Here is a 12025-nt window from a genome sequence, read left to right on the forward strand (position 1 = left end):
CGGCGTTGATCTCGCAATCCACACCGAACCCGGAGGTCCTCACCCATATCAAGATCATCCTCAGCGTGTCAGCCCATCACCAACGTCCCCGAACAACACATCTAGGGCAGGTGGAAGACGGCGCCGGGAGCCGCGTACGCGACCGGCCCTTCGAAGCGCGCCGCCGCGCGGGTGACGGCGTCGCCAGGTGTGAGGAACGGCCCGACGTGCGTGACGATCAGCCGCCGCACCCCCGCGCCGGCCGCGGCCTCGCCGGCGTCCTCCGGGGTGTGGTGCGCCTCCGAAGGCTCCGGGCCGTCCGCCTCGCACAGCAGCGCGTCGCAGTTCTTGGCCAGGCTGGTCACCGCGGGGCAGGGCGCGCTGTCGCCGGAGTAGGCCAGCGAAGCCGCGCCCGTCTCGATGCGCACGCCGAACGCGGGCATGCCGTGCTCGACGGCCGCGGTGGTGAACGTCATCGGCCCGATCTCCGCCCGGTGCCCGTCGGACAGCTCGTGCACGGCGAAAGCCCGCTCGACCGGGCTGCGCGACGGTCCGTTGGTCAGGAAGTCGGCCAGCCGGTCGGCGATCCCGGGCGGGCCGAACAGCGGGATCGGCGCGGGCAGCTCGACGTCCGCGAACAGGGCGCCGTAGTACGCGGTGAGCAGGTCGGCGCAGTGGTCGGCGTGCAGGTGCGAGATCCAGATGCCGGCGAGCCGGTCCAGGCTGGTGTGGCGGCGCAGCTCGGCGAGCGTGCCGGGGCCCGCATCGAGCCACACGTGCGTCTCGCCGCTGGACACCAGGTAACCGGAGCACGGGTTGCCCGGCTCGGCGTAGGGCGTGGCGGAACCGAGGACCGTCAGGCTGAGATCGCTCACCGGGCCGAGCTTAGCCTGCGTCTCATGATCGACAAATCGACAACTCTACTGTGGACGGAAACACCCGTCCGGGTAACGGACCGCCCTCGCTAAAGTCCTGCGGGTGAGTACCGGAATCTCCACACTGGCGAGTCAGTGCCCAGCGCTGTCCCGGACGAGGGCGCTGGCGAGCTGGGTCGGCGACGGGAGACCCGTTACCCCCAAAGGAGTTCTGCGTCCCGCCGACGTCCCCTCGGTCGCCGGGGTGCTCGGGGTCGAGGTCGGCGAGAAGGTCCGCTCGGCCGCGGACGTCGTCACGATCCACCGGCCGTGGGTGGCCGCGGAAGGCGCGGGCCTGATCGAGGTCGGCGTCGCGGAGGCGGTCGCGCGCCCGCCGCATGACGATCCGGCGCAGCTGTGGCTCAAGGGGCTCGACGCGGTCCTGCGCGCCGAGTCGGCCGATCCGCGCCGTCGCGGGGCGTTCGCGATGTGCCGGGCGGTGCTCACCGCGCTGGCCAACGGCCCGCTGCTCGACGACCTGGTGTTCTCGGTGCACCGTCTGCTCAAGGGCAGCGAGGACGGGGACGCGGTCGCGTCCAGCTTCGGCGGCACGGACCTGTTCCCCCTCGATGCGGCGCTGGACGTGCTGACCGAGTTCGGCGCCCTCGACGCCGACCGGAAGGTGACGCCGCTGGGCCAGTGGGCGCTCGACGAGTGGGCCGCTCGTGAACCGCGACCGGTCACGCCCGGGCTGCGCGCCGCCCAGCTGCTGAGCCGTCTCGCGCCGCTGCCCGCCGACGAGGCCTGGCGGCAGGCGCTGCGCTGGTTCGAGGGCAGGCGTCCGGTCGACGGCGCCGCGCAACTGCTGCACGCCGCGGAGTTCGCGTCCCCGGTCGAACGCGTCGCGGCGATCGAGGTGGTCGCCGGCTTCGGCGACGAGGTGCTGCCGGCCTGGCACGTCGCCCTGGGGTACCGCAACGTGCGCCCGCACGCGGCGGCGATGCTGGAGATGTGGGACGACGGTCCGGGTCTGTCCGAATCGGAGCGCCGGCGGCTGGTCACCGAGTACGCGTTGTCGGCGCGGGAACGCAGCGGGGTCGAGGAGGCCTACCACTACGTGCGCGACCGGGGCGGGCCCGGCGCGCTGGAGCCCGAGGCCACGGCGTTGCGCCGCGAGTTGCAGGCGTTCGCGGAAACCGTGAAGCTGGCCGTCTACCAGCTGAAGGTCACCGTGACCGGCCGCAAGCCGCCGCAGTGGTGGCGGCTGGTGATCCCGGCGAGCGTGACGCTCGGCGTGCTCGCCGAGGCGCTCGACGCGGAGGGCGCGGAGCACCACTTCGAGGCCGACGGCGTCCGCTACGCCGACCCGTTCTTCGGCCTCGGCGAGGACCGCGACGAACACGACGTGCGGCTCTCCCACGTCCTGGTGCGGCCGGGCACGAGCCTGCGGTTCTTCCTCGGCGCGGAGGAGCACTCCGTCACGTGCGAGAAGATCCTCGACCCGGACCCCGGCCTGACCTACCCGCGCTGCACGAGCGTGTCCAAGGTCGGGGAAAGCGCTTCCGCACGCAACAAGCGCCTGGCCGCCGTGCGCATCCCGCACCCCGCGCACCCCTGGTGATCAGTCGTCCGCTCGCGCGCCGGCGTGGCGGGCCAGCCGATCCGCCAGTGCCCGGACCAGGTCGCGGAGTGCGCTGGGCTGCTCGATGACGAACGGCTGATCGAGCGCCGCGAGCAGGGGCGGTATCCAGTCGAGTCGCTGAGCCCGGATCCGCGCCCGCACCCAGGGATCGCCGCCGGTGATCGTCTCCAGCGACGCGACGGACGGCGGGAAGACGGAGCGGATCCGCTCGGGCGTCGACCGGATCCGCACGGACACCTCGTGCTCGTACGGCGTCTCGGCGAGGGCGCTGAGCACCCGCTCGGCGGGATCGAACCCCGCCGGCACGTCGAACGTTCCCGCGGCGATTTCCACAGTCCTGATCCGGTCGACCCGGAACGTGCGCACCTGCCCGCTGGCCGAGTCGAAGCCGCTCAGGTACCACCGCCCGGAGTGCGCCACCACCCCGTACGGGTGGACGACGCGTTCGCTGGCGCCGCCATGGCCCGCGGTGTAAGCGATTTCGACCGGCCGGCGATCCCGCGCTGCCTCCGCCACGGTGAGCAGCACCCCGGCCTCCGCCGTGAGCGCCGGCCGTGGGGGCGCGGTGAAGCCGGCGATCTCCAGCAGCGCGTCGAGCCGCCGCCCGACGGCGTCGGGCAGCACCCGCCGGATCTTCGCGACCGCGCTCTCGGCGGCCGCGACCGACGTGGTGATCAGGCCGGCCCGCCGCCCCGCGACCAGACCGAGCAGGACGGCGAGCGCCTCCTCGTCGGTGAGCATCAGCGGGGGCATCCGGTAGCCGGGCGACAGCCGGTACCCGCCGTGCCGTCCGCGCACCGTGCGGACCGGGACGTCGAGGTCACGGAGGTGATCGACGTAGCGGCGGACGGTGCGCTCGTCGACGTCGAGCCGCCCGGCGAGCTCGGCCACGGTCCGGGTCCCGCCGCTCTGGAGGATCTCCAGCAGGGCCAGCACGCGGGCGATCGGCCGGGTCACCCGAAGATCCTCGCAATACCGGGCGGATCCTGTCCACTATCGCCCCTAGCGTGGCCGGTGTTCCTCCGAGAAGCGCAGAAAGGACCCACCGTGCAGCTCGTCTCCGTCCGTGTCATCACCAGCGACGTCGCCCGTCTTGCCGAGTTCTACGAGCAGGTGACCGGCCTCCGGGCGCGGTGGCTCGCCGAGCAGTTCGCCGAGTTCCCCGGCTCCGCGAGCACGCTCGCGATCGGCGGCGCCGAGACGATGTCGCTGTTCAGCCCCGGGGCTGCCGTGCCCGAGTCGAACCGTTCCGCGATCCTCGAGTTCCTCGTCGAGGACGTGGACCGGGCGTACGAACGGCTGACGTCGCTGGCGGTCGTCCCCGAGATCGTGCAGAAGCCGACGACGATGCCGTGGGGCAACCGCTCGCTGCTGTTCCGCGACCCCGACGGCAACCTGGTCAATCTCTTCGCGCCGCTCACCGAAGAGGCCAGGGCCAGGCTCGCCCGTTGACGACCGGCCGTCAGCCGCGAGCCAGCCGCTCCAGGATGAAGCCCCGCAGCCCGTCCAGGTCCGTGTCCACGGCCACCTCGACGCGCCCCGGCGCGACGTCGCCTTCCGCGTCCGCGCGCAGCGCCTGCCGCCGCCGGTCGACCAGCGTCGCGCCGCGGGCGGGGCCCATCGAGCACTCCACGTCGATCGGGTAGCTCTCCGTCCGCAGGATCCCGGGCCGGATCGCCTCCGCCACCGCGACCGCGTCGTGCAGCACGATCCCGTCCCACCCGAGCGCCTTGCGGTAGTGCGCCAGGTAGTCCGGCGTCAGCGCCTCCAGCGCGGCGCCGATCGGCCCGGACGCGGCGAGCTTGCCCAGCCACGCGCTGTCCACCGCGCACCGGTAGGTCAGGTCCATCGGCACCAGCACGCACGGCACCGGCTCCTCGACCAGCACCCGCCGCGCGGCCTCGGGGTCGCTCCAGATGTTGAACTCCGCCGCGCCCGTGGTGTTGCCGCCGGCCAGCCCGCCGCCCATGACGACGATGCGCGCGATCTTCTCCCGCACCTCGGGGTGCGCCGCGAGCAGCAGCGCGATGTTCGTGAGCGGCCCGATCGGCGCGATCGTCACCGGCTCCGCGGCCGCCTCTAGCAGGGAAACCAGCAGGCTCACCGCCCCGCCCGGCTCCAGCGCGCGGTCCGGCTCGGGCAGCGCGGCCGACCGCCCGGACAGCCCGTCCGAGCCGTGCACGTGGCTGGCCCGCTGCAGTTGCTCGTGCACCAGCGGCCGCGCGGCGCCGGCCGCGACCGGGACGTCCGCGCGCCCGCACAGCGCCAGGACCCGGCGCGCGTTCAGGGTGGTCGCCTCGAGCGGGACGTTGCCGAAGACTGTGGTGACCCCCAGCAGTTCGACGTCCTCGCTCAGCGCGGCCAGCGCGATCGCGAAGGCGTCGTCCACGCCCGGGTCGGTATCGATGATCAACGGAGTCGGCATACTGTCAACCTATGACGTCCATGTGGGGATCGCCGGTGCTGTCCCGGGTGCAGGCCTGGCGCCGCGCCCGGCGCGACCCTCGTCAGGCGAAGTTCCTGACCGCCGACTCGCTGCGCTGGGTGCTGCGCAACCGCGCCTACACGCCCTGGTACCTGGTGCGGTACTGGCGCCTGCTCAAGTTCCGGCTGGCGAACCCGCACATCATCCTGCGCGGCATGGTCTTCCTCGGCAAGGACGTGGAGATCCACTGCCGCCCCGGTTACGGCCGCCTGGAGATCGGGCGCTGGGTCCACATCGGCGACGGCAACGCGATCCGCTGCCACGAGGGTTCGCTGCGCATCGGCGACAAGGCGGTCTTCGGGCGCCAGAACGTCGTCAACTGCTACCTCGACATCGAGCTCGGCGCGGCCACCCTGGTGGCCGACTGGGTCTACATCTGTGACTTCGACCACGTCACCACCGACATCAACCTGCCGATCAAGGATCAGGGGATCGTGAAGACCCCGGTGCGCATCGGGCCGGACACCTGGATCGGCACGAAGGTCTCGGTGCTGCGCGGCACGCGCGTCGGCCGTGGTTGCGTCCTCGGCGCACACGCCGTGGTGCGCGGCGACATCCCGGACTACGGGATCGCGGTCGGCTCCCCGGCGCGTGTCGTGCGCGACCGCCGCGCCGACTACGAAGCCGACGCCGAACGCCGCGAAGCCATCGCCGACATGGCCCGCAAGGCGAACAAGGCGCTGCAGAAGACCCTTGAACAAAGCTAGCGCCGCGTAGCCGCTCCGTTGAGGGTGGCGGTGGGCGAGGGGCCGGCCCGGGTTCAGCGGGTCGCGAGTGCGGTCAGCGCCGCGCGCACCCGCTCCCGGATGGCCTCGTCGCCGACGAGACCGTCCGCCCCGATCGCCTCGCGCGGCACGGGAATGTGCACGCAGGCCTCCTCGACGATCCGCGTGCCCAGGTAGCCGAGCACGGTCCGCAAGGACTCGTGCGCCCCGGCGGCGCCGGTGACCGACGACGACACGTTGATCCACGCCACCGGCTTGCCGCCCATCGCGTCCGAACCGACCGCCCAGTCGAGCAGGTTCTTGAACGACCCGGGCAGCGCGCCCGCGTACTCCGGTGTGCAGAACAGCACCGCGTCCGCTTCCTTGAGCTGTCCGCGGAGGTCGGCGACGGCGTCCGGGAGCGGGTCCCGGTCGTCGTCCGGATCGAAGTGCGGCAACGACCGGAGCCCGTCGTAGACCTCGACGACCGCGCCCTCCGGCGCGATCGCCTGCGCGGTGGCGAGCATCGCCGAGTTGGTCGAGCCCGCCCGCGTGCTCCCGCTGACGGCCAGGATCCGGAAGAGCGTCGTCATGCGCCCACGCTATCCCTTGGGCACCGCCGGGTACGGGACGAAGGTGCTGGTGTTCTCGTCGACCGTGAGCTGCTTGCCGATCGTCGGGAACGCGCGCTGCGGGCAGGCCGGCCGTTCGCACACCTTGCAGCCCATGCCGATCGGCGTCGCGGCCGCCTTGACGTCCAGGTCCAGACCGGTCGAGTAGATGAGCCGCCCTGCGTGCCGGAGTTCGCAGCCGAGTCCGACGCTGAACATCTTGCCCGGGCTGCCGTAGCCGCCGATGTTGCGCGACACGGTCCGCGCGATCCAGAAGTAGCTCTTGCCGTCCGGCAGCGTCGCGATCTGGGTGAGGATCTTGCCCGGCGAGCTGAACGCCTCGTAGACGTTCCACAGCGGGCACGACCCGCCGACCCGGGAGAAGTGGAAGCCCGCCGCGGACTGCCGCTTCGACATGTTGCCCGCGCGGTCCACCCGCACGAACGAGAACGGCACGCCGCGCCGCTTGGGCCGCTGCAGGGTGGACAGCCGGTGGCACACCGTCTCGAACCCGACGCCGAAGTGGTCGCACAGCCGCTCGATGTCGTAGCGGAAGCTCTCCGCCATGGACAGGAACGGGCCGTAGGGCAGGATCAGCGCGCCTGCGAAGTAGTTCGCAAGGCCCACCCGCGCCAGCGACCGCGCGGCCGGGCCGGAGAACGCCCACGAGTCGGCCAGTTCGGTGATCAGGTCGTCGTACTCCAGCAACGCGATCTGCGAAGCCATCCGGAACGCCCGCTGGCCCACGCGCAGGCTCGGCGCGAGCCGCAGGATCTTCGAGTCGGGGGAGTAGCGGTGCTGCTCGCCCGCGGCCTCGTTGATGCCCTCGGTGGTCACCTGCACGCCGTAGTGGTCGGCGAGCCGGTCCTGCAAAGTCTTGTGAACGCCGCCGCGGCGCAGGCCGATGTCCTCGGCCATCCGCTCGGCGCGTTCGTCCAGCTCGGCGACGTAGTTCTCGCGCTCGTAGAAGAAGTCGCGGACCTCCTCGTGGGGCAGGGGCGCGGCGGCGCTGCCGTGCGGGCCCGTGCCGTTCTCGGTGACCAGCGCGGCCGTGCTCTCCACCGCCGCCCGGTAGCTGCGGTGCAGCCGCACCAGGGCCTGCGCGATGGTCGGCAGGTTGGTGGCCAGCTCGTTGAGCTCGCTGGTGGTCGCCTCGATGCCGAGCGACTCGTCGAGCAGCGCTTCGCGCACGTCGGCGACCAGGCGGCTGGTGTCGTTGTTGGCGAAGAACTCGGTGTCGACCCCGAACGCCTCGGTGATGCGAAGCAGCACTGGAACGGTCAAGGGACGCGAGTTGTGCTCGATCTGGTTCAGGTAGCTGGGGCTGATTTCCAGCAACCTGGCCAGGTCCGCCTGGCTCATCGACCGGCTCTCGCGTAGGTGGCGCAGCTTCGCGCCGGCGAAAGTCTTCTCCACGACAGGCCCTTCCCGAGGATCTTTTCCCGACCGCACCGATCACGTGACCGATTCAGTCCACGAACTTTGCAGCGGCTGCGAAACCGCGTTTCGCAACCTTCACAACATGCTACGCCAAAATTTGCAGAAATTGGCAAATTGGAGCGCTGGCGGTGTTTGCGCAGCGCATGTCATGGTCGATCCAAGCAAGCGAGTCATCGCAAAGTTCGCAAAGGTGGAGAACTCCCATGGCAGAGCAGCCCAACGAGTTGCAGCAGGAAGCCGCGAAGCTCGAGCAGCAGTGGGCGTCGGACCCCCGGTGGAAGGGTGTCAAGCGCTCCTACAGCGCGGCCGACGTGGTGAAGCTGCGGGGCAGCGTCGTCGAGGAGCACACGCTGGCCCGCCGCGGCGCCGAGAAGCTCTGGAACCTGCTGCACACCGAGGACTACGTGCACGCCCTCGGCGCGCTGACCGGCAACCAGGCCGTCCAGCAGGTGCGCGCCGGCCTGAAGGCCATCTACCTGTCCGGCTGGCAGGTCGCGGCCGACGCGAACCTCGCGGGCCAGACCTACCCGGACCAGAGCCTGTACCCGGCCAACTCGGTGCCGGCCGTCGTCCGCCGCATCAACAACGCGCTGGGCCGCGCCGACCAGATCAACTGGGCCGAGGGCAACAACGACATCGACTGGTACGCGCCGATCGTCGCCGACGCCGAGGCCGGCTTCGGTGGCCCGCTGAACGCGTTCGAGCTGATGAAGGGCATGATCGCCGCCGGCGCCGCGGGTGTGCACTGGGAGGACCAGCTCGCGTCCGAGAAGAAGTGCGGCCACCTCGGCGGCAAGGTGCTGATCCCGACCAAGCAGCACGAGCGCACCCTGAACGCGGCCCGCCTCGCGGCCGACGTGCTGAACGTGCCCACCCTGGTCGTCGCCCGCACCGACGCGCAGGCCGCGACGCTGATCACCAGCGACGTGGACGAGCGCGACCAGAAGTACATCACCGGCGAGCGCACCTCCGAGGGCTTCTACAAGGTCCGCAACGGCATCGAGCCCTGCATCGACCGCGGCCTGGCCTACGCCGAGTACGCCGACCTGCTGTGGATGGAGACCTCCACGCCGGACCTCGAGGTCGCCCGCCAGTACGCCGAGGCGATCAAGGCCAAGTACCCGGACCAGATGCTGGCCTACAACTGCTCGCCGTCGTTCAACTGGAAGAAGCACCTGGACGACGCGACCATCGCGAAGTTCCAGCGCGAGCTGGGCCACATGGGCTACAAGTTCCAGTTCATCACGCTGGCCGGCTTCCACGCGCTGAACTACTCGATGTTCGACCTGGCGCACGGCTACGCCCGCGAGGGCATGACCGCCTACGTCGACCTGCAGGAGCGCGAGTTCGCTTCGGAGGAGCGGGGCTACACCGCCACGAAGCACCAGCGCGAGGTCGGCACCGGCTGGTTCGACCTGGTCAGCACCGCGCTGAACCCGGAGAGCTCGACCACCGCGCTCACCGGTTCCACCGAAGAAGCCCAGTTCTAGAAGAAGTCGCGAGCGGCCAGGGCGCGCTCGCCCTGGCCGCCTCGCGGCCCCTCCAGGAAGGCTTGCCATGTCCCACAGGTTCACCTCGCAGATCGAGGTCGCCGGCCCGGCCGGCGAGCGGTACGACGAGATCCTCACCCCGGCGGCGCTGGCCTTCATCGCGCGGCTGGACAACGAGTTCGCCGGACGGCGGCGCGAGCTGCTCGACGAGCGGCGGCAGCGGCGGGAGAAGCTCGCCGGCGGCGAAGAGGTGCTCGACTTCCGGCCGGAGACCCGCTGGATCCGCAACGACGACTCCTGGCAGGTGGCGCCCGCGGCGCCCGGCCTCGAGGACCGGCGTGTGGAGATCACCGGCCCGACCGACCGCAAGATGACCGTGAACGCGCTGAACTCCGGCGCGAAGGTGTGGCTGGCCGACTTCGAGGACGCGACCTCGCCGACCTGGTCGAACATCGTCGGCGGGCAGCTGAACCTGTTCGACGCCATCCGGCGCGACATCGACTTCACCACCGAGTCGGGCAAGCGCTACACGATCTGCGACAACCCCGCGACGGTCGTCGTTCGCCCGCGTGGGTGGCACCTGGTCGAGAAGCACCTGCGCATCGACGGGCGGCCGGTTTCGGCGAGCCTGGTGGACTTCGGCCTGTACCTGTTCCACAACGCGCGCCAGCTGCTGGCGCGGGGGAGCGGGCCGTACTTCTACCTGCCCAAGCTGGAGAACCACCTCGAGGCGCGGCTGTGGAACGACGTGTTCCGCCTCGCGCAGCAGGAGCTGGGCATCCCGCAGGGCACGATCCGGGCGACCGTCCTGATCGAGACGATCACCGCGGCGTTCGAGATGGACGAGATCCTGTTCGAGCTGCGTGAGCACGCGGCCGGCCTGAACGCGGGCCGGTGGGACTACATCTTCTCGATCATCAAGAACTTCGGCGACGCCGGTGCGGACTTCGTCCTGCCCGACCGCGCCGAGGTCACGATGACCGCGCCGTTCATGCGGGCCTACACCGAGCTGCTGGTCCAGACCTGCCACAAGCGTGGCGCACACGCGATCGGCGGGATGGCGGCGTTCATTCCGAGCAAGGACCCGGAGGCGAACGCGCTGGCGTTCGAGAAGGTCCGGCAGGACAAGGAACGCGAGGCGCGCGACGGCTTCGACGGCTCGTGGGTCGCGCACCCCGGTCTGGTGCCGGTCTGCCGGGAGGTCTTCGACGACGTGCTGGGCGGCTGGCCGAACCAGCTCGGCCGGACGCGCGAGGACGTTTCGGTGACCGCCGAGGATCTGCTGAACGTGGCCAGCGCGGGTGGCGAAGTCACCGAAAAGGGTCTGCGGGCCAACATCAACGTCGCTCTGCGCTACGTGGACGCGTGGCTGCGGGGGACCGGCGCCGCCGCGATCTTCGGCCTGATGGAGGACGCGGCGACCGCGGAGATCGCGCGGGCGCAGGTGTGGCAGTGGATCCGCAACGGCACGAAGCTCGACGACGGCACGGCGGTGACCGATTCGCTGGTCCGGACCATGCTGGACGAGGAGCTCGCGTCGGTGCGGGCCGACCTGGGCCCGGAGGCCAAACTGGACGATGCGCGCGAGATCTTCGTGGAGACTGCGCTCGGCGAGAAGCTGCCGAACTTCCTGACCACCGGCGCGTACGCGCGCTACCTGACGGATCTGGTCTAGAGCTCCGTCCGTGTTGAGAGGACCCCGGTTTTCCCTCTCCTGACGGGGAAAACCGGCTCGCGCTGGCTGTGGCCGGACAGCGCGGACACTCGGGCCCGGTAGGTATGCTCCACCTACCGGGCCCGACCTGTCCGCGAAATTTCTGTCTTTTGGTAGATGTGTAGAACCCTCCCGACGCGCAATCCTGGACTGCGACACCGTTCACCAGGGCGCCGAAGGAGCTGGTAATGATCCCTGTAGTCCGCCGTTTCACCCGATCGATCGTGGTTCTCGCGAGTTTGGTCGCCGCGTGTGTGTGCGTGCCGGCCGCGCACGCGGAGCCCGGGATCGTCGGTGGCAAGCCCGCGAACATCGCGGAGTACCCGTTCACCGTGGCGCTGACCGATGCCACCGGCCTCCAGTTCTGCGGCGGGACGCTGGTCGCGGCGGACAAAGTGCTGACAGCGGCGCACTGCGCGCAGGGGGAGAGCCCGCCGTCGCTGCGGGTCGTCAGTGGACGGACGCAGCTGAGCGGCCGCGACGGGACGGTGTCCACTGTGTCCCACGTGTGGGTGCATCCGCAGTTCAAGGACGCCACGCAGGGCTACGACGTGGCGCTGCTGACCCTCACGCAGCCGTTGACCGCGCAGCCGCTGCCGCTGGCGACGAAGGACGACCCGGGCTACCAGGCCGGCACCGAGGCGACGATCCTGGGCTGGGGCAACACGGAGCCGATGGGCGACTCGTCGGACGTCCTGCTGAAGGCGACGGTCCCCGTCACGAGCGACGACTATTGCGCGAAGGCGTACCCCCAGCAGTACACCCCCGAGGCGATGGTCTGTGCCGGCTACCCGGAGGGCGGAGTGGACACCTGCCAGGGCGATTCGGGAGGCCCCCTGGTGGCCGCCGGAAGGGTCGTAGGAGTCGTCTCCTGGGGCGAAGGCTGTGCCGAACCAGGAAAGCCGGGAGTCTACGCCCGAGTCGGCGCCTACCACGACGAGCTACAAGCACAACTAACCCCAGCCGACGTCCTACCCTGACGCCCCCCGGCCGCCTACCAGCACTCCCCGCCCCCACCGGCGCACCCCCCCCGCCCGCTGGCGCGCCCCGGCCCCACCGGTGCGCCCCTGCCGCCCGCCGGCGCACCCCCGGCCCGCCGGGTGCAC

11 protein-coding genes are annotated in these 12025 nt (G+C 71.0%); 6 read left to right on the forward strand and 5 right to left on the reverse strand.

Translation table 11 applies throughout. The features are described 5' to 3' along the window. Positions 1-101: 101 nt before the first annotated feature. On the reverse strand, positions 102-854 hold the full coding sequence (locus ABZ193_RS41470) for an MBL fold metallo-hydrolase (protein ID WP_354714237.1): 753 nt from the start codon (positions 852-854) through the stop codon (positions 102-104). 103 nt (positions 855-957) lie between these two features. On the opposite strand from ABZ193_RS41470, the gene ABZ193_RS41475 reads away from it, so the two are divergent. After that, positions 958-2454, forward strand: coding sequence for a plasmid pRiA4b ORF-3 family protein (locus ABZ193_RS41475; protein WP_235716284.1), 1497 nt, complete (start codon positions 958-960; stop codon positions 2452-2454). Here ABZ193_RS41475 and ABZ193_RS41480 read toward each other — a convergent pair whose 3' ends face one another. Continuing rightward, positions 2455-3432 (reverse strand): YafY family protein, encoded by a 978-nt coding sequence (locus ABZ193_RS41480; protein ID WP_237338450.1) that lies wholly within the window; start codon positions 3430-3432, stop codon positions 2455-2457. It lies immediately after the preceding gene. 90 nt (positions 3433-3522) lie between these two features. Here ABZ193_RS41480 and ABZ193_RS41485 point away from each other — a divergent pair, with 90 nt between their 5' ends. Then, on the forward strand, positions 3523-3927 hold the full coding sequence (locus tag ABZ193_RS41485) for a VOC family protein (RefSeq protein ID WP_354714240.1): 405 nt from the start codon (positions 3523-3525) through the stop codon (positions 3925-3927). 10 nt (positions 3928-3937) lie between these two features. On the opposite strand, the gene ABZ193_RS41490 is transcribed toward ABZ193_RS41485, so the two are convergent. Beyond that, a complete protein-coding gene (locus ABZ193_RS41490; protein ID WP_354714242.1) occupies positions 3938-4900 on the reverse strand; it encodes a nucleoside hydrolase in 963 nt (320 codons plus the stop codon). 11 nt (positions 4901-4911) lie between these two features. Between ABZ193_RS41490 and ABZ193_RS41495 the strand changes: the two genes are divergently transcribed. Next, positions 4912-5667, forward strand: a complete 756-nt coding sequence (locus ABZ193_RS41495) for an acyltransferase (protein ID WP_237338447.1) — start codon at positions 4912-4914, stop codon at positions 5665-5667. A gap of 53 nt (positions 5668-5720) precedes the next feature. Here the strand turns inward: ABZ193_RS41495 and ABZ193_RS41500 are convergent, their stop codons facing one another. Then, positions 5721-6257, reverse strand: coding sequence for an NADPH-dependent FMN reductase (locus tag ABZ193_RS41500; RefSeq protein WP_354714244.1), 537 nt, complete (start codon positions 6255-6257; stop codon positions 5721-5723). Between the two features lie 9 nt (positions 6258-6266). Beyond that, a complete protein-coding gene (locus ABZ193_RS41505) occupies positions 6267-7691 on the reverse strand; it encodes a short-chain fatty acyl-CoA regulator family protein (protein WP_020422467.1) in 1425 nt (474 codons plus the stop codon). Between the two features lie 227 nt (positions 7692-7918). Here ABZ193_RS41505 and aceA point away from each other — a divergent pair, with 227 nt between their 5' ends. The 3 genes from aceA to ABZ193_RS41520 all read left to right on the forward strand — a co-directional run bounded on the left by aceA (position 7919) and on the right by ABZ193_RS41520 (position 11899). Beyond that, the gene (aceA, locus tag ABZ193_RS41510) at positions 7919-9205 is read left to right on the forward strand and encodes an isocitrate lyase (protein WP_020422468.1); all 1287 of its coding nucleotides are present in this window, start codon (positions 7919-7921) and stop codon (positions 9203-9205) included. 67 nt (positions 9206-9272) lie between these two features. Continuing rightward, positions 9273-10880 carry a malate synthase A gene (gene aceB / locus ABZ193_RS41515; protein ID WP_354714247.1) on the forward strand — a complete coding sequence of 536 codons (1608 nt, stop codon included), beginning with the start codon at positions 9273-9275 and terminating at the stop codon, positions 10878-10880. A 227-nt stretch (positions 10881-11107) separates the two neighbouring features. Then, on the forward strand, positions 11108-11899 hold the full coding sequence (locus ABZ193_RS41520) for a serine protease (protein ID WP_020422470.1): 792 nt from the start codon (positions 11108-11110) through the stop codon (positions 11897-11899). The last annotated feature ends 126 nt before the right edge of the window (positions 11900-12025 follow it).

This window comes from Amycolatopsis sp. NPDC006125, from assembly GCF_040614195.1.
Lineage (GTDB): Bacteria > Actinomycetota > Actinomycetes > Mycobacteriales > Pseudonocardiaceae > Amycolatopsis_E > Amycolatopsis_E tucumanensis.